The following is a 20624-nucleotide window of genomic DNA, read 5'->3' as shown; positions in this document are numbered from 1 at the left end:
TCTTTTTATAGATAATGGCGCGGCGCATTGCCCCCGGCAGGACAATGCGCCGCGCATCCTACGTATTACGTTTCGCTCACCGGCGTTCTGTCGCCCTCGTACAGCGGCACTTTGCGATAACGGCGGATCAGATACCACAAATATGCGCCGCCTAACGAGGCCCACACCAGACCGAGCGTCAATGAGGTCGACTCAAGGTTAACCCACAACACGCCCACCGTTAGAGCGCCAACCAGCGGCATTAATAAATAGTGGAAGTGTTCCTTCCAGCTTTTATTCATCCCTTTGCGTCGCCAGAAGTGATTAAACACAGACAAATTAACGAAGGTAAACGCCACCAGTGCGCCGAAATTAATCAACGCCGTGGCGGTGACTAAATCAAAGAACAGCGCCGACAGTGCCACAATTCCTACCATAATGACGTTCAACGCAGGCGTGCGCCATTTCGGGTGCACATAGCCAAACACGCGTTCCGGGAACACATTGTCGCGGCCCATCACATACAGCAGACGCGAGACGCTGGCGTGCGACGCGAGGCCAGACGCTAACGTGTTCACAAACGTGGTGCAAAGGAAAATCGACTGGAACAGCTTGCCGCCGACGTACAGTGCAATCTCCGGCAGTGCGGCATCCGGGTCTTTAAAGCGGCTGATATCCGGGAAGAACAGTTGCATAAAGAACGACGCAGCGATAAAGATAACGCCGCCGTATACCGCCGTCAGGAAGATGGCTTTCGGGATCACGCGTGCGGCGTCTGGCGTCTCTTCCGAAAGCGTAGTCACTGCATCAAAACCGAGGAACGAGAAGCAGACTATCGTCGCCCCGGTAATAATCGGAATCAGATGCGCGTTCTCGCTAATAAACGGTTGTAGCGACCAGACGGTGCCGACGCCTTCACCTTTATGTAGCCCCTGAACCACCAGGAAGATGAATACCACCATGATGGAGATTTGTACCAGTACAAACAGGGTATTGAAGTTGGCGACCAGGTTGACGCTCTTCAGATTCGCGGCGGTTAAAATGGCGACGAAGGTTACCACCCACACCCACGGCGGCACTTCCGGGAAGAGGGCGGAGAGATAGATTTTCGCCAACAAGACGTTGATCATCGGCAAAAAGAGATAATCCAGCAGCGATGACCAGCCGACCATAAAGCCGACGTGCGGGTTAATCGACTTTTGCGCGTAGGTATAGGCCGAGCCAGCTTCCGGGAACTGGCGAACCAGTTTGCCGTAGCTGATCGCGGTAAACAGCACGCCTGCCAGCGCCAGCAGGTAGGATGCCGGAACGTGACCGTCGCTAATGCCAGATACAATGCCAAAAGTATCGAACACGGTCATCGGTGTGAGATAGGCCAGACCCATCATCACCACCTGCCACAATTTCAGTGATTTTCGCAGGCGGGTTTTGCCCGGTTGTGTAGTAATGTCCAGCGATGAATTAATAGCCATAATCGCTGCCTCCACTGCGCAATCGGGTTTGCGGTCGCGTCGACCTGAAATCAAACCTGTTTAGCAGGGGAAGCAAAGGGGGCGGAGTCCGGTCAGTCGCAGGGGGAGCGCATACGCAGCCTCCCTCGCCATGCGGGAATTTCATCATCGGCATCATCTCATTTCCTCGTCACAGTCTTAATCGTTAACGGAAGCCCGTTGCCGCCTGCGCTCCATAACGCGACATCCGGGAAATGTCTGGATTACCAGCAAATGTCAGGCCTGGCTCCGCTCAGGCCGATGAGACAACCCCCGCAAGGGGGCACTACGCGTTTTTCAACATCCACTCAATTTCTGTTTCTGTGATGAGGCGCTCAAACTGCAACAGCTCATCATTTTTACAGGCGTGATACACATGACAGAAACGTTCGCCTAAATAGTGGCGCAGGTGATCATTCTCGATAAACTCACCTAGGGCATCGCTCTGGCGAATCGGGAAGGGTAAGCCTTCCTGTTCCAGACCGTTGCCTTCGACTTCTTCCTGTAACGGCAGCTCGTTATCAAGACCGTGCAGAATACCGGCGAAAATCGCCGCCATCACCAGATACGGGTTGGCATCGGCACCCGCCACGCGATACTCCACGCGGTGGTTATGACGATCGCCGCACGGAATTCGCAGGGCAACGGTACGGTTGTTATGACCCCACGATGCCTGCGTCGGCACATACATGCCTGGCTGGAAGCGGCGATATGAGTTTACGTTCGGCGCCAGCAATGCCATTGATGACGGCATCAGGTCGATCATCCCGGCGAGCATCTTTTTCAGCAGCGGCGAATCTTCGCCTTCCGCGTCAGACAGCACGTTCTCGCCACGATTATTTTGCATACTGATATGGATATGCATCCCGCTGCCCGCGTGCTCTTCATACGGCTTCGCCATAAAAGTGGCGTGCATCTTATGCTTTTCCGCCATCAAGCGCACCAGGCGTTTAAGGGCTAATGCATCATCGCAGGCTTCCAGCACGTTATCGGTATGGTAGAGGTTGATTTCAAACTGACCTGGCGAAGCCTCGGCGACCGCACCATCTGCCGGAATCAACTGTAATTGCGCCAGTTCATCAATATCATTGAGCACATCGGCGAAGTGGTTGAGGTTATCGACAGAGTAGACCTGGCTTTGGGTATTGCGGTCATCGGTGCCTGGCGCGCAGGGCGGTTGCAGATACCCTTCGGCGTCGCGCTGGCGATCCAGTAAATAGAACTCCAGCTCTACCGCTACGACCGGGAACAATCCGCGCTGGCGTAGCTGCTGCCACAGGCGGTTGAGTACATTCCTCGGCTCAACGTCAAAGGGAGCGCCATCTTCATCGACCATGGTCAGAAGCATTTGACCAATAAACTCAGGATCGGCAGCGGAAGGGGTCAAAGAACCGAGAATGGGGACACAGGTACGATCGGGTTCGCCCATTTCTTGTCCTAGCCCAGCTTCTTCTACCACATTGCCCAGAATATCCATCGCAAACACCGAAGCCGGGAAGTAGCATCCTTTCTCCAGTTTTTTCAGGCTGGAGAAGGGGACGCGTTTTCCACGAAAACAGCCATTAAGATCGGTAAGTAAAACATCAACATATTGCGTATTAGGGTAGCGTTCCAGGTAGCGTTTCACTTCCTGCGTAAAGGCGCTACCCCGCCTCTCTTCTGACTGCTGAACAAAGTTCTCTACTTCAACGATATTGGTTTCCATGATTCTTCGCCTTTGGTTTTGTTTTCCACTCGTTATCAGAGCGTAAAATATAATGACCACTCTTCGAATCTGTATGCAAACTAAATGTTTGTCAAATGTTAAATTTAGTTTGCAAAAAAGAAAACTCACTGCTAGATTGAAAAAATATTGAACAGAAAGGTCATTTAAACCGCAGTAATGGCGATAATTTAGTCCACTTTGTGAGATTGAGCATGGAAAATATAATGAACAATCCTGTTATCGGTGTCGTAATGTGCAGGAACAGGCTTAAGGGTCATGAGACCCAGACTCTGCAAGAAAAGTACCTGAATGCCATCATTCACGCAGGTGGTTTGCCGATTGCGCTGCCCCATGCGCTGGCGGAGCCGTCATTACTTGAACAACTTCTGCCGAAACTTGACGGTATTTATCTTCCTGGTAGCCCCAGCAATGTGCAGCCGCACCTATATGGTGAAAACGGCGATGAGCCTGACGCCGATCCCGGGCGTGATCTTCTGAGCATGGCGTTAATTAACGCCGCACTCGAAAGGCGCATCCCCATTTTCGCCATCTGCCGGGGTTTACAGGAAATGGTGGTGGCAACAGGTGGTTCGTTGCATCGCAAGTTGTGCGAACAGACTGAGCTACTGGAACATCGTGAAGATCCCGAACTGCCGGTGGAGCAGCAATATGCACCGTCACACGAGGTTCAGGTTGAAGAGGGGGGATTACTGTCTGCGCTGTTACCTGAATGTAGCAACTTTTGGGTAAACTCTCTGCATGGACAAGGGGCGAAGGTTGTTAGCCCACGGTTACGTGTGGAAGCTCGCTCGCCGGATGGCTTAGTTGAGGCGGTTAGCGTCATCAATCATCCTTTCGCGCTGGGCGTACAGTGGCACCCGGAATGGAACAGTAGCGAGTATGCGCTTTCGCGTATATTGTTCGAGGGCTTTATCACCGCTTGTCAGAACCATATCGCTGAAAAACAGCGACTCTGACCACTACAGTTAAGGAAATGCAAATATGAGTGATGAGGGACTGGCGCCAGGAAAACGCTTGTCGGAAATCCGCCAGCAGCAGGGGCTTTCACAACGTCGTGCCGCCGAACTCTCCGGGCTGACTCACAGTGCTATCAGTACGATAGAACAGGATAAAGTCAGCCCTGCCATCAGTACGCTGCAAAAGCTGCTGAAGGTGTATGGACTGTCACTCTCGGAATTCTTTTCCGAGCCGGAGAAACCTGATGAGCCGCAGGTCGTCATTAATCAGGACGACTTAATTGAAATGGGTAGTCAGGGTGTGTCAATGAAGCTGGTGCATAACGGTAACCCGAATCGCACGTTGGCGATGATCTTTGAAACGTACCAGCCGGGCACAACCACTGGGGAAAGAATTAAGCATCAGGGTGAGGAAATAGGCACTGTACTGGAAGGTGAAATTGTTCTGACCATTAATGGACAGGATTATCACCTCGTCGCGGGGCAAAGTTATGCCATTAATACCGGCATCCCGCACAGTTTCAGCAATACGTCGGCAGGTATTTGCCGGATTATCAGCGCCCATACCCCCACCACGTTTTAATCTTTTTGTTCTGTAAGCCGGGTAAGCGCAATGCGCCCGGCAATCCATAAGGAATGTCGCCGGAAATAAACGGGCTCATCGCCCGGGGATCTCTGCGCACTGACGTTCACAAACTGCATATATCTGATAGACGTGAAACAGGAGTCATAATGAATTTTCATCATCTGGCTTACTGGCAGGATAAAGCGTTAAGTCTCGCCATTGAAACCCGCTTATTTATTAACGGTGAATATACCGCTGCGGCGGAAAACGAAACCTTTGAAACTATTGATCCGGTCACCCAGGCACCGCTGGCGAATATTGCGCGCGGTAAAAGCGCCGATATTGACCGCGCGGTGAGCGCGGCACGCAACGTATTTGAACGCGGCGACTGGTCGCTCTCTTCTCCGGCTAAACGCAAAGTGGTACTGAATAAACTCGCCGATTTAATGGAAGCCAACGCGGAAGAACTGGCGCTGCTGGAAACCCTCGACACCGGTAAACCGATTCGTCACAGCCTGCGTGATGATATTCCCGGCGCTGCGCGCGCCATTCGCTGGTACGCCGAAGCTATCGATAAAGTTTACGGCGAAGTCGCTACCACCAGTTGCCATGAGCTGGCGATGATTGTGCGCGAACCGGTCGGCGTAATTGCCGCCATTGTACCGTGGAACTTCCCGCTGCTGCTGACCTGCTGGAAACTCGGCCCGGCGCTGGCGGCGGGGAACAGCGTTGTCCTGAAACCGTCCGAAAAATCGCCGCTCAGTGCGATTCGCCTTGCCGGGCTGGCGAAAGAAGCCGGTCTGCCGGATGGTGTGTTGAACGTGGTAACTGGTTTTGGTCATGAAGCCGGGCAGGCGCTGTCGCGTCATAACGATATCGATGCCATCGCCTTTACTGGTTCAACCCGCACCGGGAAACAGCTGCTGAAAGACGCAGGCGACAGCAACATGAAACGCGTCTGGCTGGAAGCAGGTGGTAAAAGCGCCAACATCGTTTTCGCCGACTGCCCGGATTTGCAACAGGCTGCAAGCGCCACCGCCGCAGGCATCTTCTACAACCAGGGCCAGGTGTGCATCGCCGGAACCCGTTTATTGCTGGAAGAGAGTATCGCCGATGAATTCTTAGCCCTGTTAAAACAGCAGGCGCAAAACTGGCAGCCAGGGCATCCACTTGATCCTGCAACCTCGATGGGCACGTTAATCGACTGCGCTCACGCCGACTCGGTACACACCTTTATCCGTGAAGGCGAAGGCAAAGGGCAACTGCTGCTGGATGGCCGCAACGCTGAACTGGCTGCGGCCATCGGCCCGACCATCTTTGTGGATGTGGATCCGAATGCGTCCTTAAGTCGCGAAGAGATTTTCGGCCCTGTGCTGGTGGTCACCCGTTTCACATCAGAAGATCAGGCGCTACAGCTTGCCAACGACAGCCAGTACGGCCTCGGTGCGGCGGTATGGACGCGCGATCTCTCCCGCGCGCACCGCATGAGCCGCCGTTTGAAAGCTGGTTCCGTCTTCGTCAACAACTACAACGATGGCGATATGACCGTACCGTTTGGCGGTTATAAGCAGAGCGGCAACGGTCGCGACAAATCCCTGCACGCCCTTGAAAAATTCACCGAACTGAAAACCATCTGGATAAGCCTGGAGGCCTGAAATGACCGAACATACCAGCAGTTATTACGCCGCCAGTGCGAATAAATATGCGCCTTTCGACACGCTGAATGAGTCAATCACATGTGATGTTTGCGTGGTTGGCGGCGGCTACACCGGGCTTTCCTCTGCGCTGCATCTGGCGGAAGCGGGCTTTGACGTGGTGGTACTCGAAGCCTCACGCATCGGCTTTGGCGCCAGCGGGCGCAACGGCGGCCAGCTTGTGAACTCCTACAGCCGTGACATCGACGTTATTGAAAAAAGCTACGGCATGGACACCGCCCGTATGCTCGGCAGCATGATGTTCGAAGGCGGAGAGATCATCCGCGAACGTATCAAACGTTATCAGATTGACTGCGATTACCGCCCCGGCGGCCTGTTTGTGGCGATGAATGATAAACAGCTCGCCACGCTCGAAGAGCAGAAAGAGAACTGGGAACGCTACGGTAATAAACAACTGGAACTGCTGGACGCCAGTGCCATTCGCCGCGAAGTTGCCAGCGATCGCTACACCGGTGCGCTGCTGGATCACAGCGGTGGGCATATTCACCCGCTGAACCTCGCCATTGGCGAAGCGGACGCAATTCGTCTGAACGGCGGACGCGTGTATGAGCTTTCTGCGGTGACGCAGATCCAGCACACCACGCCAGCCGTTGTGCGCACTGCTAAAGGCCAGGTGACGGCGAAGTATGTGATTGTCGCCGGGAATGCGTATCTGGGCGATAAAGTGGAGCCGGAACTGGCGAAGCGCAGTATGCCGTGCGGCACGCAGGTAATTACCACCGAGCGGCTTTCCGATGATTTAGCCCGTTCGCTGATCCCGAAAAACTACTGTGTCGAAGACTGTAACTATCTGCTTGATTACTACCGTCTTACCGCCGATAACCGCCTGTTGTACGGCGGCGGCGTGGTGTACGGTGCGCGCGACCCGGATGATGTCGAGCGTCTTGTGGTGCCGAAACTGCTGAAAACCTTCCCGCAGTTGCAGGGAGTGAAAATTGATTACCGCTGGACGGGCAACTTCCTGCTGACCCTGTCGCGTATGCCACAGTTTGGCCGCCTCGATAAAAACATTTACTACATGCAGGGCTACAGCGGCCACGGCGTGACCTGTACCCATCTCGCCGGGCGTTTAATTGCTGAACTGCTTCGCGGAGATGCCGAGCGTTTCGACGCGTTCGCCAATCTGCCGCATTACCCGTTCCCCGGCGGGCGCACGCTGCGCGTGCCGTTTACCGCGATGGGCGCAGCCTATTACAGCCTGCGCGATCGTCTGGGCGTTTAATTTCCGATTAACAGTGAAGAGTCAAAAGGTGTGAAACATGAGCAACAATGAATTCCATCAGCGTCGTCTTTCTGCCACCCCGCGCGGGGTTGGCGTGATGTGTAACTTCTTCGCCCAGTCGGCTGAAAATGCCACGCTGAAGGATGTTGAGGGCAACGAGTACATCGATTTTGCCGCAGGCATTGCGGTGCTGAATACCGGGCATCGCCACCCTGATCTGGTCGCGGCGGTGGAGCAGCAACTGCAACAGTTTACCCACACGGCGTATCAGATTGTGCCGTATGAAAGCTACGTCACCCTGGCGGAGAAAATCAACGCCCTTGCCCCGGTGAGCGGGCAGGCCAAAACCGCGTTCTTCACTACCGGCGCGGAAGCGGTGGAAAACGCGGTGAAAATTGCTCGCGCCCATACCGGACGCCCTGGCGTGATTGCGTTTAGCGGCGGCTTCCACGGTCGCACGTATATGACCATGGCGTTAACCGGAAAAGTCGCACCGTACAAAATTGGCTTTGGCCCGTTCCCCGGTTCGGTTTATCACGTGCCGTATCCGTCAGATTTGCATAGCGTTTCGACGCAAGATTCCCTCGACGCCATCGAACGCTTGTTTAAATCAGACATCGAAGCGAAACAAGTCGCGGCGATTATTTTCGAACCGGTGCAGGGCGAGGGCGGTTTCAACGTGGCGCCAAAAGAGTTGGTTTCTGCGATTCGTCGCCTGTGCGACGAGCACGGCATCGTGATGATTGCCGATGAAGTGCAAAGCGGTTTCGCGCGTACCGGCAAACTGTTTGCCATGGATCATTATGCTGACAAGCCCGATTTAATGACGATGGCGAAAAGCCTCGCGGGTGGGATGCCACTTTCGGGCGTGGTCGGTAATGCCAACATTATGGACGCACCCGCGCCGGGCGGGCTTGGCGGCACCTATGCCGGTAACCCGCTGGCAGTTGCCGCCGCGCACGCAGTGCTCAACATTATCGACAAAGAATCCCTTTGCGACCGTGCGAATCAACTTGGTCAGCGCCTGACGCAAACGCTGATTGAGGCTAAAGAAAGCGTTCCGGCAATTGCTGCGGTACGCGGTCTGGGGTCAATGATTGCGGCAGAGTTTAACGACCCGCAAACGGGTGAGCCGTCGGCGGCGATTGCGCAGAAAATCCAGCAACGCGCGCTGGCACAGGGATTGTTACTGCTGACCTGCGGCACCTACGGTAACGTGATTCGTTTCTTGTATCCGCTGACCATCCCGGATACGCAGTTCGATGCGGCCATGAAAATTTTGCAGGATGCGCTGAGGGATTAATACGCAGAAGCGGAGGCCAACGCAATAATGCCTGATGCGCTGCGTTTATCAGGCCTGCAAACGGCGTCTTGATTTTGTAGGTTTGATCGCCTCATCCGGCAAGCTACATTGCCCAACTCCGCTAAATCTGGTGCTTTTTAAGCAATGCGCGGAACTGATGATAGGTTAACCCCAGCAACTCAGCCGCGCGCTTCTGGTTATATTTCCCCTGTTGCAAACTGAGTTGCAGCAACTCTTTTTCCTGCTGCATCTGAAACTCACGTAAATCCAGCGGCAATGCCGGAAGAGAGGTGGTTTCTGAAACGGCGATAGCGTCTTCAGGCGGACGCCGTTTAAAGGGATCAATAATGATCTCATCAAGCGGATAATCGCTGTTGCCGTGGCGATACACCGAACGTTCCACCACGTTTTTCAATTCACGGATATTTCCCGGCCAGCGATAGCTCAGTAACGTTTCTCTGGCGCGCTCGGTAAACCCCGGGAACAGAGGCAGCTTGATTTCCCGACACATCTGAATGGCAAAGTGTTCTGCCATCAGCATAATGTCGCTTTCGCGCTCGCGCAGGGGCGGCAGTTGCACTACATCGAAAGCCAGGCGGTCCAGCAGGTCGGCGCGAAAAGTACCTTCATTGACCATCGCCGGAAGATCGGCATTTGTCGCACATACCAGCCGCACATTGACCTGCAATGGCTGGCTACCGCCAACGCGTTCCAGTTCACCGTACTCAATTACGCGTAATAATTTTTCCTGCACCATCATTGGTGCCGTAGCGAGTTCATCAAGAAACAGCGTTCCGCCGTCGGCACGTTCAAATCGTCCCGGATGGCGTTTTTGCGCTCCGGTAAACGCGCCCGCCTCGTGCCCGAACAACTCGGAATCCAGCAGATTTTCATTTAACGCCGCGCAGTTAAGGGAAATAAACGGCCCTTGCCAGCGGGAGGAGAGATAATGCAAACGGCTGGCGATCAGCTCTTTACCGGTGCCGCGCTCGCCAATAATCAAAACCGGTTTGTCCAGCGGCGCGAGATGCGAAACCTGTTCCAGCACTTCAAGAAAGCTGTTCGCCTCACCGAGTAAGTTATCTTTGTATTCTGCCATGATGAAATTCGCCACTTGTTAGTGTAATTCGCTAATTTATCCTGGCATGTTGCTGTTGAATCTTCAATCAGATCTTTATAAATCAAAAAGATAAAAAATTGGCACGCAAATTGTATTAACAGTTCAGCAGGACAATCCTGAACGAAGAAATCAAGAGGACAACATTATGGGTATTTTTTCTCGCTTTGCCGACATCGTGAATGCCAACATCAACGCTCTGTTAGAGAAAGCGGAAGATCCGCAGAAACTGGTGCGTCTGATGATCCAGGAAATGGAAGATACATTAGTTGAAGTGCGTTCTACCTCGGCGCGTGCGCTGGCAGAAAAGAAACAGCTGACTCGCCGTATTGAACAAGCGTCGGCGCGTGAAGTTGAGTGGCAGGAAAAAGCCGAACTGGCGCTGCTGAAAGAGAGAGAAGATCTGGCGCGTGCGGCACTAATTGAAAAACAGAAACTGACCGATCTGATTAAGAGCCTGGAACATGAAGTGACGCTGGTGGACGATACGCTGGAGCGTATGAAGAAAGAGATTGGCGAGCTGGAAAACAAATTGAGCGAAACTCGCGCTCGCCAGCAGGCATTGATGTTGCGTCATCAGGCTGCAAACTCGTCGCGTGACGTGCGTCGTCAACTGGACAGTGGCAAACTGGATGAGGCGATGGCGCGTTTCGAATCTTTCGAGCGTCGTATCAACCAGATGGAAGCGGAAGCAGAAAGCCACAGCTTCGGCAAACAAAAATCGCTGGACGATCAGTTTGCCGAACTGAAAGCCGATGATGCAATCAGCGAGCAACTGGCACAATTAAAAGCCAAAATGAAGCAAGATAATCAATAATAACACCCAGGCGGCGTCTGAACGCGCCGCCGCTCATTCTTTAAGGAGTACTTATGAGCGCGCTATTCCTGGCTATTCCGTTAACCATTTTTGTGCTGTTTGTTTTACCTATCTGGTTATGGCTGCATTACAGCAACCGCTCCAGTCGCGGTGAATTGTCGCAAAGCGAACAGCAGCGATTAGCGCAACTGGCTGATGAAGCAAAACGGATGCGCGAGCGTATTCAGGCGCTGGAATCCATTCTTGATGCAGAACATCCGAACTGGAGGGATCGCTAATGGCGGGCATTAATCTCAATAAAAAATTATGGCGTATTCCACAACAGGGCATGGTGCGCGGCGTCTGCGCGGGGATTGCTAATTATTTTGATGTACCGGTAAAACTGGTGCGTATCCTGGTGGTGCTGTCGATTTTCTTCGGTCTGGCGCTGTTTACCCTGGTTGCTTACATCATTTTGTCATTTGCGCTTGATCCAATGCCGGACAACATGGCCTTTGGTGAGCAGCTACCTTCCAGCAGCGAATTGCTGGATGAAGTCGACCGTGAACTGGCGGCCAGTGAAACGCGTTTACGCGAGATGGAACGTTATGTCACTTCCGATACTTTCACGTTACGTAGCCGTTTCCGTCAACTGTGAGGAAAGTTATGAATACTCGCTGGCAACAGGCCGGGCAAAAGGTGAAGCCTGGTTTCAAATTAGCAGGCAAGCTGGTACTTCTTACCGCGCTGCGCTATGGCCCGGCGGGTGTAGCTGGCTGGGCGATAAAATCAGTTGCTCGCCGACCACTGAAAATGTTGCTGGCCGTGGCGCTGGAACCGCTGTTAAGTCGGGCTGCCAATAAACTGGCACAGCGTTATAAAAGGTGAGGGGAGTTTCGCAAAAATTGTTAAATCTCAGGCGTATAATGGATGGCAATTTTCATCCATAGAAGGACGCTTACATGTTTAAAAAAGGCTTACTTGCTCTGACACTGGTGTTTTCACTGCCCGTTTTCGCCGCTGAACACTGGATCGATGTTCGCATTCCAGAACAGTATCAGCAAGAGCACGTTCAGGGGGCCATCAATATTCCCCTGAAGGAAGTGAAAGAGCGCATTGCCACCGCCGTTCCGGATAAAAACGACACCGTTAAAGTGTATTGCAACGCCGGACGCCAGTCCGGGCAGGCAAAAGAGATCCTCAACGAAATGGGATATACCCACGTTGAGAACGCCGGTGGTCTTAAAGACATTGCGATGCCGAAGGTCAAAGGTTAACAAATTACGTATTGAGCGGTGTAAATAACGCCGCTTATTCATTTGATAAATCAAAATTAACCCACATTATTATCTCCAGCATCTCATCCTTTCTACAGCTTTCTGGCACAGGACAGCAATGAAGCGACTCAAAAATGAACTTAACGCGCTGGTGAATCGTGGCGTCGACAGGCACCTGCGACTGGCGGTAACCGGACTTAGCCGCAGCGGCAAAACGGCGTTTATCACCGCGATGGTCAATCAGTTGCTCAATATTCATGCAGGAGCACGCTTGCCGCTGTTAAGCGCGGTGCGTGAAGAGCGCCTGCTGGGTGTGAAGCGTATTCCACAGCGCGATTTTGGCATTCCGCGTTTTACTTACGACGAAGGGGTAGCGCAGCTGTACGGCGACCCTCCCGCCTGGCCGACGCCAACGCGTGGCGTCAGTGAAATCCGCCTGGCATTGCGTTATAAATCGAACGATTCGCTACTGCGTCACTTCAAAGACACCTCCACGCTGTATCTGGAGATTGTGGATTATCCCGGCGAGTGGCTACTCGATCTGCCAATGCTGGCGCAGGACTATTTAAGCTGGTCACGGCAGATGACGGGCCTGCTTAATGGTCAGCGCGGCGAGTGGTCGGCAAAATGGCGGATGATGTGCGAAGGGCTTGATCCGTTAGCGCCTGCCGACGAAAACCGTCTTGCTGATATCGCCGCCGCGTGGACCGATTATCTTCACCACTGCAAACAGCAGGGGCTGCACTTTATCCAGCCAGGCCGCTTTGTTCTGCCGGGGGATATGGCAGGCGCGCCCGCGCTGCAATTCTTCCCGTGGCCGGATGTCGATGCCTGGGGCGAGTCTAAACTGGCACAGGCCGATAAGCATACCAACGCCGGAATGCTGCGCGAGCGGTTTAATTATTACTGCGAGAAAGTGGTGAAGGGGTTCTATAAAAACCACTTTCTGCGCTTTGACCGCCAGATTGTGCTGGTGGATTGCCTGCAACCGCTGAACAGTGGGCCGCAGGCGTTTAATGACATGCGTCTGGCGCTGACGCAGTTGATGCAAAGTTTCCACTACGGGCAACGTACACTTTTCCGGCGCTTATTCTCGCCAGTTATCGACAAATTGCTGTTTGCCGCGACTAAAGCGGACCATGTGACCATCGATCAGCACGCCAATATGGTTTCATTACTGCAACAACTAATTCAGGACGCCTGGCAAAATGCGGCATTTGAAGGGATCAGCATGGATTGTCTGGGACTGGCCTCAGTACAGGCGACCACCAGCGGCATCATCGACGTCAACGGTGAGAAAATCCCGGCTCTGCGCGGTAATCGACTGAGCGATGGCGCACCGCTTACCGTTTACCCAGGTGAAGTTCCCGCACGTTTGCCCAGTCAGGCGTTCTGGGATAAACAAGGCTTCCAGTTTGAAGCGTTTCGCCCGCAGGTGATGGATGTCGATAAACCACTGCCGCATATTTGCCTTGATGCCGCGCTGGAATTTTTAATAGGAGATAAATTGCGATGACCGAACCGTTAAAACCACGTATTGATTTCGACGGTCCGCTGGAGGTCGATCAGAACCCTAAATTTAAGGCGCAGCAGACCTTTGATGAAAATCAGGCGCAAAATTTTGCCCCGGCGACGCTCGACGAAGCGCCGGAAGAAGAGGGGCAAGTCGAAGCGGTAATGGATGCGGCGCTGCGTCCGAAGCGCAGTTTGTGGCGCAAAATGGTCATAGGCGGGCTGGCGCTGTTTGGTGTGAGCGTTGTTGGTCAGGGTGTGCAGTGGACGATGAATGCCTGGCAAACTCAGGACTGGGTGGCGCTGGGCGGTTGTGCGGCTGGTGCATTGATTATCGGGGCTGGCGTTGGCTCTGTGGTAACAGAGTGGCGGCGCTTATGGCGCTTGCGCCAGCGTGCGCACGAACGCGATGAAGCGCGCGATTTGTTGCATAGTCACGGCACGGGTAAGGGGCGCGCATTTTGCGAGAAACTGGCGCAGCAGGCCGGCATCGATCAGTCGCATCCGGCGCTGCAACGCTGGTATGCCTCAATCCATGAAACGCAGAACGATCGTGAAGTCGTCAGTCTGTACGCACATCTGGTTCAGCCAGTGCTGGATGCGCAGGCGCGTAGAGAAATCAGCCGTTCGGCGGCAGAATCTACCCTGATGATTGCCGTCAGCCCGCTGGCGCTGGTGGATATGGCATTTATTGCCTGGCGCAATCTGCGGTTGATTAATCGTATCGCCACGCTCTATGGCATTGAATTGGGTTATTACAGCCGTTTGCGCCTGTTCAAACTGGTATTGCTGAATATCGCTTTTGCCGGTGCCAGCGAACTGGTGCGCGAAGTGGGGATGGACTGGATGTCACAAGATCTCGCCGCTCGTTTGTCGACACGTGCTGCCCAAGGGATTGGCGCCGGACTCCTGACCGCGCGACTGGGAATAAAAGCTATGGAACTTTGCCGTCCGTTGCCGTGGATCGACGATGACAAACCTCGCCTGGGGGATTTTCGTCGCCAGCTTATCGGTCAGGTAAAGGAGACGCTGCAAAAAGGCAAAACGACCAGCGAATAATAACGCAATATCGGGTGCTGATCGGATATCTTTACGCCGAAGTGCCCGATAATCCGTCTTTGTGTCAATCTTTGTTGACAGAAATCTTCCTGCCACTCGAATAGTGTCATATCATCATATTAATTGTTCTTTTCTCAGGTGAAGGTTCCCATGCGTCTGGAAGTCTTTTGTGAAGACCGACTCGGTCTGACCCGCGAATTACTCGATCTACTGGTTCTAAGAGGCATCGATTTACGCGGTATTGAGATTGACCCAATCGGGCGGATTTACCTCAATTTTGCCGAACTGGATTTTGACAGTTTCAGCAGCCTGATGGCGGAAATTCGCCGTATTGCAGGTGTTACCGATGTGCGCACTGTGTCATGGATGCCTTCCGAGCGCGAACATCTGGCGTTGAGCGCATTGCTTGAGGCGTTGCCTGAACCCGTGCTTTCTGTCGATATGAAAAGCAAAGTGGATATGGCGAATCCGGCGAGCTGTCAGCTATTTGGTCAAAAACTTGATCGTTTACGCAATCATACCGCTGCGCAATTGATTAACGGATTTAATTTTTTACGCTGGCTGGAGAGTGACCCGCAGGATTCGCATAACGAACATGTGGTGATTAACGGGCAAAATTTCTTGATGGAGATAACACCGGTTTATTTGCAGGATGAACACGACCAACACGTCCTGACCGGTGCGGTAGTGATGCTGCGCTCAACGATTCGTATGGGGCGTCAGTTGCAAAATGTGGCTGCGCAGGATGTCAGCGCCTTTAGTCAGATTGTCGCCGTTAGCCCGAAAATGAAACACGTTGTCGAGCAGGCGCAGAAACTGGCGATGTTAAGCGCGCCACTGCTGATCACGGGTGACACTGGTACAGGTAAAGATCTCTTTGCTTATGCCTGTCATCAGGCCAGCCCTCGCGCCGGTAAACCTTATCTGGCGCTGAACTGCGCGTCTATACCGGAAGATGCCGTTGAGAGCGAACTGTTTGGACATGCCCCGGAAGGGAAGAAAGGGTTCTTTGAGCAGGCGAACGGCGGCTCGGTGCTGCTGGATGAGATTGGTGAGATGTCTCCACGGATGCAGGCTAAATTGCTGCGTTTCCTTAATGACGGCACTTTCCGTCGGGTTGGCGAAGATCACGAAGTGCATGTCGATGTGCGGGTGATTTGCGCGACGCAAAAGAATCTGGTTGAGCTGGTGCAAAAAGGCGTATTTCGGGAAGATCTCTATTATCGTCTGAACGTGTTGACGCTAAATCTGCCACCGCTGCGCGACTGTCCGCAGGATATCATGCCGTTAACCGAATTGTTCGTCGCCCGCTTTGCTGACGAGCAGGGAGTACCCCGGCCGAAATTGGCTGCCGATCTGAATACTGTGCTGACGCGTTATGGCTGGCCGGGTAACGTGAGGCAGTTGAAAAATGCTATCTATCGTGCACTCACGCAACTGGACGGCTACGAACTGCGTCCACAAGACATTTTGCTGCCAGATTATGACGCGACAACCGTTGCCGTGGGTGAAGATGCGATGGAAGGTTCGCTGGATGAAATCACCAGTCGATTTGAGCGTTCGGTGTTAACCCAGCTTTATCGCAATTATCCCAGCACGCGCAAACTGGCAAAACGTCTGGGCGTTTCACATACCGCGATTGCCAACAAATTGCGTGAATACGGCCTGAGCCAGAAGAAGAGCGAAGAGTAAACACGTAAAATGCCTGATGGCACAATACCATCAGGCATAATAAATTACGCCTTCAGTACCGCCAGAGCTGCTTCGTAATCCGGCTCAGTGGTGATTTCATTCACCAGCTGGCTGAAAATCACATTGTCATTTTCATCAATTACGACAACTGCGCGCGCAGCCAGACCTTTCAGTGGGCCTTCAGCGATCTCAACGCCGTAAGCTTGCAGAAATTCGCTATTACGGAAAGTGGAAAGGGTGATGACGTTGTTCAGACCTTCTGCACCGCAGAAACGAGACTGGGCGAACGGCAGATCGGCGGAAATACACAGTACAACGGTGTTGTCGATTTCTGTCGCCAGTTGGTTAAACTTACGTACTGATGCGGCGCAAACACCGGTATCAATACTCGGGAAAATGTTCAGCACTTTGCGTTTACCCGCAAACTGACCGAGGGTGACGTCAGACAGATCTTTTGCCACGAGAGTAAAAGTCTGCGCTTTGCTACCCACTTGCGGGATGGAATTGGCGACTGTAACCGGGTTGCCCTGGAAATGAACGATTTGTGACATGATTATCTTTCCTGTTTACATATAGTTAACGTCACACCTAGTTTATGCTAACTGTCAATAACACAGCAATCGCTATTTGCGCTTAATCCGCAGTCCATCGCGGCAACAAGGAGTAAAGATGAGAACCGTAAAGGTATTTGAGGAAGCCTGGCCGTTACATACCCCATTTGTAATTGCTCGTGGCAGCCGCAGTGAAGCGCGTGTGGTAGTTGTTGAACTGGAAGAAGATGGCGTTAAAGGTGCCGGGGAATGCACTCCCTATCCGCGCTATGGTGAAAGTGACGCTTCAGTAATGGCGCAAATTATGAGTGTTGTGCCGCAACTGGAAAAAGGGCTGACACGTGAAGAATTACAAAAAATTCTGCCTGCGGGCGCGGCGCGTAATGCGCTGGATTGCGCATTGTGGGATCTCAGTGCACGTAAACAGCAGCAGACTCTGGCTGAATGTATCGGTATAACGCTTCCCGACACCATTACCACTGCACAGACGGTTGTCATCGGTACGCCTGATCAAATGGCCAGCAGTGCTGTGGCACTATGGCAAGCAGGGGCGAAATTGCTGAAAGTGAAACTGGATAACCATCTTATTAGCGAGCGGATGGTGGCAATTCGCTCGGCTGTACCCGATGCAACGTTGATTGTTGATGCGAATGAATCCTGGCGCGCAGAGGGATTGGCAGCGCGATGTCAGTTGCTGGCTGATTTAGACGTTGCGATGCTGGAACAACCGCTTCCCGCACAGGACGATGCGGCGCTGGAGAATTTTATTCATCCGTTACCCATTTGCGCTGATGAAAGTTGTCATACCCGTAGCAATCTGAAGGCGCTGAAAGGGCGCTATGAGATGGTTAATATCAAACTCGATAAAACGGGGGGGCTGACCGAAGCCCTGGCATTGGCGACCGAAGCGCGCGCCCAGGGGTTCAGACTGATGTTGGGCTGCATGTTGTGCACCTCGCGCGCCATTAGCGCCGCTTTACCATTGGTGCCACAGGTCAGTTTTGCCGATCTTGATGGACCGACCTGGCTGGCGGTGGATGTGGAGCCGGCGCTACAGTTTACGACCGGCGAATTGCATCTTTAGGATGCCAGCGCAGTAAATTCGCCATTGCAAAGAGATACTTTTCACTGGCTTCATCGGAGGAGATGGGCGGGAACTCAGCGGTAATACAGTGCAGGTTCAGGTCTGCACACCAACTGCCGAAGGAGCCGGGGGTTTCGTATCCGACGCTGGTCACCAGCGGCAATTCAAATGCCTGAGCCAGCCACTCACCTAATTCACTATGTCGGGGATCTTCAATACAAGCCAGAGGATCGTGAAAAGAGACAATCCAGGCGGGGTGGATACGATGAATGAGCTGGCACAACGCCTGGGTTTCAGGTTCGGAGCCGGGTTTATCGCCGGTCAGCAAGACCACGTCGCGCTCTTCGGCGGCACTGTTCCAGCGGTACACCGTTTCACCTTCCTTCCAGTTCGCCGCCGGAAAGTTTCTGTTTAGATCCACACCATTGGCATTAGCCCGCAGACCAAGCTGGCAACCGTCAGGATTCACACAGAGCACGACATGATGGCGGCGCAGAGACGGTGTTAACGTGCGTAATGCGCAGGAGAGGGTGACGACGGAAGAATTTTCGTCGCCGTGGGTGCCAGCCAGGATTAAACCACTTTCGCTGCTGGCGGCAGAAGCCGGAAACCAGATCAACGGCGCACCTAATAAAGAACGTCCGTAATGTTCGGTTCCTGGCGGAAAAGCGCCCCGTTCGGCGCGCGGGCGGGTCACGGTCATAATCGTCTCGAATATAAGAAGTATTACAGGCAGTGTTGTGCAAATTTTGCGGATTATCAAATCCTTTTCGACAACGATATGTTATCGATCCTTTATCACTTTTTTGCCGGAAGTTATTTGCATTTCTTCAAGGAGAAACAAATAATTACGCATCAATCTTAACATCATTTTGAGGGTATCTTATGCAGCACTCTGTTTCAGTTACTTGTTGTGCGCTGTTAGTCAGCAGCATTTCCCTGTCGTATGCTGCAGAAGTTCCGGGCGGCACAGTACTGGCAGAGAAGCAAGAGCTGGTACGCCACATTAAAGATGAGCCAGCTTCGTTAGATCCCGCGAAAGCCGTGGGTTTGCCAGAGATTCAGGTCATTCGCGATTTGTTTGAAGGTCTGGTGAATCAAAACGAGAAAGGGGAGATTGTGCCTGGTGTCGCCACGCAGTGGAAAAGTAATGACAATCGTATCTGGACTTTTACCCTGCGCGAGAACGCCAAATGGGCCGATGGTACGCCGGTAACGGCGCAGGATTTTGTCTATAGCTGGCAGCGTCTGGTGAACCCGAAAACGTTGTCTCCGTTTGCCTGGTTTGCCGCGCTGGCAGGGATCAATAACGCTCAGGCGATTATTGATGGTAAGGCTACGCCTGACCAACTAGGCGTCACCGCTGTTGATGCTCATACCCTGAAAATTCAGCTTGATAAACCATTGCCCTGGTTTGTGAATTTAACGGCTAACTTTGCTTTCTTCCCGGTGCAAAAAGCCAACGTTGAAAGTGGTAAAGAGTGGACGAAACCAGGGAATCTGATCGGCAATGGCGCTTATGTACTTAAAGAGCGCGTGGTTAATGAAAAGCTGGTCGTTGTGCCGAATACTCATTATTGGGATAACGCCAAAACGGTGCTGCAAAAAGTCACTTTCTTGCCGATTAACCAGGAATCTGCTGCCACTAAACGCTATCTCGCAGGTGATATTGATATCACTGAATCCTTCCCGAAAAATATGTATCAAAAGCTGTTGAAGGATATTCCAGGGCAGGTTTACACGCCGCCACAGTTGGGGACGTATTATTATGCGTTTAACACGCAAAAAGGCCCGACGGCAGATCAACGGGTGCGTCTGGCATTAAGTATGACGATTGATCGCCGTCTGATGACGGAAAAAGTGCTGGGCACGGGTGAAAAACCAGCATGGCATTTCACGCCAGATGTTACTGCCGGATTTACGCCAGAACCTTCGCCGTTTGAACAAATGAGTCAGGAAGAACTGAATGCTCAGGCGAAAACATTGTTGAGCGCCGCCGGGTATGGCCCACAGAAACCGTTGAAACTTACACTATTATATAACACGTCGGAAAATCACCAGAAAATTGCTATCGCTGTGGCGTCGATGTGGAAAAAGAATCTTGGCGTAGATGTCAAACTGCAAAATCAGGAATGGAAAACCTATATCGATAGCCGTAATACCGGCAATTTTGATGTTATCCGCGCCTCGTGGGTTGGGGATTATAATGAACCATCAACCTTCCTGACGCTGTTAACGTCAACACACTCAGGAAATATTTCCCGCTTTAACAATCCGGCATACGACAAAGTGCTGGCTCAGGCATCGACTGAAAACACCGTTAAAGCACGCAACGCCGATTACAACACGGCAGAGAAAATCCTCATGGAGCAAGCACCGATTGCGCCAATTTATCAATATACAAATGGACGGTTAATCAAACCGTGGCTGAAAGGTTATCCCATTAATAACCCGGAAGATGTGGCTTATAGCCGGACTATGTATATTGTAAAACATTGATTATGATGTCATCTGGCGCAAAAATTGCGCCAGATTTTACAACCCCGATAAAATTCCTCTCTTTTTTAAATTCACCCTATA

General features: G+C 52.6%; 21 protein-coding genes. 15 read left to right on the top strand and 6 right to left on the bottom strand.

Annotated elements, in window-relative coordinates:
* Window positions 1-65 precede the first annotated feature (65 nt).
* The 3 genes from puuP to puuA all read right to left on the bottom strand — a co-directional run bounded on the left by puuP (window position 66) and on the right by puuA (window position 3174).
* On the bottom strand, window positions 66-1451 hold the full coding sequence (gene puuP / locus A7589_RS03025) for a putrescine/proton symporter PuuP (RefSeq protein ID WP_010350589.1): 1386 nt from the start codon (window positions 1449-1451) through the stop codon (window positions 66-68).
* Window positions 1441-1605: a YmjE family protein gene (locus A7589_RS22740; RefSeq protein WP_123058196.1), complete on the bottom strand. Its 165-nt coding sequence runs from the start codon at window positions 1603-1605 to the stop codon at window positions 1441-1443. Before A7589_RS22740 ends, puuP begins: the two co-directional genes overlap by 11 nt.
* A 150-nt stretch (window positions 1606-1755) precedes the next feature.
* Window positions 1756-3174, bottom strand: coding sequence for a glutamate-putrescine ligase (gene puuA, locus A7589_RS03020; protein WP_000449633.1), 1419 nt, complete (start codon window positions 3172-3174; stop codon window positions 1756-1758).
* A 212-nt stretch (window positions 3175-3386) separates the two neighbouring features.
* Between puuA and puuD the strand changes: the two genes are divergently transcribed.
* The 5 genes from puuD to puuE all read left to right on the top strand — a co-directional run bounded on the left by puuD (window position 3387) and on the right by puuE (window position 8956).
* Complete coding sequence (puuD, locus tag A7589_RS03015; RefSeq protein WP_010357809.1) at window positions 3387-4151, top strand: gamma-glutamyl-gamma-aminobutyrate hydrolase; 765 nt, start codon at window positions 3387-3389, stop codon at window positions 4149-4151.
* A 25-nt stretch (window positions 4152-4176) separates the two neighbouring features.
* On the top strand, window positions 4177-4734 hold the full coding sequence (puuR, locus tag A7589_RS03010; protein WP_001278727.1) for an HTH-type transcriptional regulator PuuR: 558 nt from the start codon (window positions 4177-4179) through the stop codon (window positions 4732-4734).
* Between the two features lie 149 nt (window positions 4735-4883).
* Window positions 4884-6371, top strand: a complete 1488-nt coding sequence (gene puuC / locus A7589_RS03005; protein WP_016158381.1) for an aldehyde dehydrogenase PuuC — start codon at window positions 4884-4886, stop codon at window positions 6369-6371.
* A gap of 1 nt (window position 6372) precedes the next feature.
* Window positions 6373-7653, top strand: a complete 1281-nt coding sequence (puuB, locus tag A7589_RS03000; RefSeq protein ID WP_000134879.1) for a gamma-glutamylputrescine oxidase — start codon at window positions 6373-6375, stop codon at window positions 7651-7653.
* Between the two features lie 37 nt (window positions 7654-7690).
* Entirely contained in the window at window positions 7691-8956 is a 1266-nt protein-coding gene (gene puuE, locus A7589_RS02995; RefSeq protein ID WP_016158380.1) for a 4-aminobutyrate transaminase, read from the top strand.
* A gap of 121 nt (window positions 8957-9077) precedes the next feature.
* On the opposite strand, the gene pspF is transcribed toward puuE, so the two are convergent.
* On the bottom strand, window positions 9078-10055 hold the full coding sequence (gene pspF / locus A7589_RS02990; protein ID WP_016158379.1) for a phage shock protein operon transcriptional activator: 978 nt from the start codon (window positions 10053-10055) through the stop codon (window positions 9078-9080).
* A 166-nt stretch (window positions 10056-10221) separates the two neighbouring features.
* On the opposite strand from pspF, the gene pspA reads away from it, so the two are divergent.
* The 8 genes from pspA to tyrR all read left to right on the top strand — a co-directional run bounded on the left by pspA (window position 10222) and on the right by tyrR (window position 16409).
* Window positions 10222-10890 carry a phage shock protein PspA gene (pspA, locus tag A7589_RS02985; protein ID WP_108188722.1) on the top strand — a complete coding sequence of 223 codons (669 nt, stop codon included), beginning with the start codon at window positions 10222-10224 and terminating at the stop codon, window positions 10888-10890.
* A gap of 53 nt (window positions 10891-10943) precedes the next feature.
* Window positions 10944-11168, top strand: coding sequence for an envelope stress response membrane protein PspB (pspB, locus tag A7589_RS02980; RefSeq protein WP_001274965.1), 225 nt, complete (start codon window positions 10944-10946; stop codon window positions 11166-11168).
* Window positions 11168-11527, top strand: coding sequence for an envelope stress response membrane protein PspC (pspC, locus tag A7589_RS02975; protein ID WP_000907387.1), 360 nt, complete (start codon window positions 11168-11170; stop codon window positions 11525-11527). The genes pspB and pspC overlap by 1 nt, the downstream gene beginning before the upstream one ends.
* Before the next feature lie 8 nt (window positions 11528-11535).
* Window positions 11536-11757, top strand: a complete 222-nt coding sequence (pspD, locus tag A7589_RS02970) for a phage shock protein PspD (protein WP_001295585.1) — start codon at window positions 11536-11538, stop codon at window positions 11755-11757.
* A 74-nt stretch (window positions 11758-11831) separates the two neighbouring features.
* Window positions 11832-12146, top strand: coding sequence for a thiosulfate sulfurtransferase PspE (gene pspE, locus A7589_RS02965; RefSeq protein WP_000473120.1), 315 nt, complete (start codon window positions 11832-11834; stop codon window positions 12144-12146).
* A gap of 118 nt (window positions 12147-12264) precedes the next feature.
* Window positions 12265-13662 carry a YcjX family GTP-binding protein gene (locus tag A7589_RS02960; protein ID WP_108188721.1) on the top strand — a complete coding sequence of 466 codons (1398 nt, stop codon included), beginning with the start codon at window positions 12265-12267 and terminating at the stop codon, window positions 13660-13662.
* Window positions 13659-14717: a YcjF family protein gene (locus A7589_RS02955; RefSeq protein WP_000138701.1), complete on the top strand. Its 1059-nt coding sequence runs from the start codon at window positions 13659-13661 to the stop codon at window positions 14715-14717. The genes A7589_RS02960 and A7589_RS02955 overlap by 4 nt, the downstream gene beginning before the upstream one ends.
* 150 nt (window positions 14718-14867) lie before the next feature.
* Window positions 14868-16409 (top strand): transcriptional regulator TyrR, encoded by a 1542-nt coding sequence (gene tyrR, locus A7589_RS02950; protein ID WP_010357009.1) that lies wholly within the window; start codon window positions 14868-14870, stop codon window positions 16407-16409.
* A gap of 44 nt (window positions 16410-16453) precedes the next feature.
* Here the strand turns inward: tyrR and tpx are convergent, their stop codons facing one another.
* A complete protein-coding gene (gene tpx / locus A7589_RS02945; protein WP_000078459.1) occupies window positions 16454-16960 on the bottom strand; it encodes a thiol peroxidase in 507 nt (168 codons plus the stop codon).
* A gap of 118 nt (window positions 16961-17078) precedes the next feature.
* On the opposite strand from tpx, the gene ycjG reads away from it, so the two are divergent.
* Window positions 17079-18044, top strand: coding sequence for an L-Ala-D/L-Glu epimerase (gene ycjG / locus A7589_RS02940; protein ID WP_010357011.1), 966 nt, complete (start codon window positions 17079-17081; stop codon window positions 18042-18044).
* Here ycjG and mpaA read toward each other — a convergent pair.
* Complete coding sequence (gene mpaA, locus A7589_RS02935) at window positions 18019-18747, bottom strand: murein tripeptide amidase MpaA (protein WP_010344731.1); 729 nt, start codon at window positions 18745-18747, stop codon at window positions 18019-18021. The genes ycjG and mpaA overlap by 26 nt on opposite strands.
* 182 nt (window positions 18748-18929) lie before the next feature.
* Between mpaA and mppA the strand changes: the two genes are divergently transcribed.
* Entirely contained in the window at window positions 18930-20543 is a 1614-nt protein-coding gene (mppA, locus tag A7589_RS02930; RefSeq protein ID WP_105282427.1) for a murein tripeptide ABC transporter substrate-binding protein MppA, read from the top strand.
* Window positions 20544-20624 lie beyond the last annotated feature (81 nt).

This window comes from Escherichia sp. MOD1-EC6475, from assembly GCF_003046645.1.
GTDB lineage: Bacteria > Pseudomonadota > Gammaproteobacteria > Enterobacterales > Enterobacteriaceae > Escherichia > Escherichia ruysiae.
The sequence above is the reverse complement of the archived record's forward strand: the minus strand, read 5'-3'. Positions and strand labels throughout refer to the sequence as shown.

Excerpts from the sequence above, each read along its gene's own strand:
- puuP (WP_010350589.1), bottom strand. The coding sequence starts at position 1,451 with ATGGCTATTAATTCATCGCTGGACATTACTACACAACCGGGCAAAACC.
- A7589_RS22740 (WP_123058196.1), bottom strand. The coding sequence starts at position 1,605 with ATGCCGATGATGAAATTCCCGCATGGCGAGGGAGGCTGCGTATGCGCT.
- puuA (WP_000449633.1), bottom strand. The coding sequence starts at position 3,174 with ATGGAAACCAATATCGTTGAAGTAGAGAACTTTGTTCAGCAGTCAGAA.
- puuD (WP_010357809.1), top strand. The coding sequence starts at position 3,387 with ATGGAAAATATAATGAACAATCCTGTTATCGGTGTCGTAATGTGCAGG.
- puuR (WP_001278727.1), top strand. The coding sequence starts at position 4,177 with ATGAGTGATGAGGGACTGGCGCCAGGAAAACGCTTGTCGGAAATCCGC.
- puuC (WP_016158381.1), top strand. The coding sequence starts at position 4,884 with ATGAATTTTCATCATCTGGCTTACTGGCAGGATAAAGCGTTAAGTCTC.
- puuB (WP_000134879.1), top strand. The coding sequence starts at position 6,373 with ATGACCGAACATACCAGCAGTTATTACGCCGCCAGTGCGAATAAATAT.
- puuE (WP_016158380.1), top strand. The coding sequence starts at position 7,691 with ATGAGCAACAATGAATTCCATCAGCGTCGTCTTTCTGCCACCCCGCGC.
- pspF (WP_016158379.1), bottom strand. The coding sequence starts at position 10,055 with ATGGCAGAATACAAAGATAACTTACTCGGTGAGGCGAACAGCTTTCTT.
- pspA (WP_108188722.1), top strand. The coding sequence starts at position 10,222 with ATGGGTATTTTTTCTCGCTTTGCCGACATCGTGAATGCCAACATCAAC.
- pspB (WP_001274965.1), top strand. The coding sequence starts at position 10,944 with ATGAGCGCGCTATTCCTGGCTATTCCGTTAACCATTTTTGTGCTGTTT.
- pspC (WP_000907387.1), top strand. The coding sequence starts at position 11,168 with ATGGCGGGCATTAATCTCAATAAAAAATTATGGCGTATTCCACAACAG.
- pspD (WP_001295585.1), top strand. The coding sequence starts at position 11,536 with ATGAATACTCGCTGGCAACAGGCCGGGCAAAAGGTGAAGCCTGGTTTC.
- pspE (WP_000473120.1), top strand. The coding sequence starts at position 11,832 with ATGTTTAAAAAAGGCTTACTTGCTCTGACACTGGTGTTTTCACTGCCC.
- A7589_RS02960 (WP_108188721.1), top strand. The coding sequence starts at position 12,265 with ATGAAGCGACTCAAAAATGAACTTAACGCGCTGGTGAATCGTGGCGTC.
- A7589_RS02955 (WP_000138701.1), top strand. The coding sequence starts at position 13,659 with ATGACCGAACCGTTAAAACCACGTATTGATTTCGACGGTCCGCTGGAG.
- tyrR (WP_010357009.1), top strand. The coding sequence starts at position 14,868 with ATGCGTCTGGAAGTCTTTTGTGAAGACCGACTCGGTCTGACCCGCGAA.
- tpx (WP_000078459.1), bottom strand. The coding sequence starts at position 16,960 with ATGTCACAAATCGTTCATTTCCAGGGCAACCCGGTTACAGTCGCCAAT.
- ycjG (WP_010357011.1), top strand. The coding sequence starts at position 17,079 with ATGAGAACCGTAAAGGTATTTGAGGAAGCCTGGCCGTTACATACCCCA.
- mpaA (WP_010344731.1), bottom strand. The coding sequence starts at position 18,747 with ATGACCGTGACCCGCCCGCGCGCCGAACGGGGCGCTTTTCCGCCAGGA.
- mppA (WP_105282427.1), top strand. The coding sequence starts at position 18,930 with ATGCAGCACTCTGTTTCAGTTACTTGTTGTGCGCTGTTAGTCAGCAGC.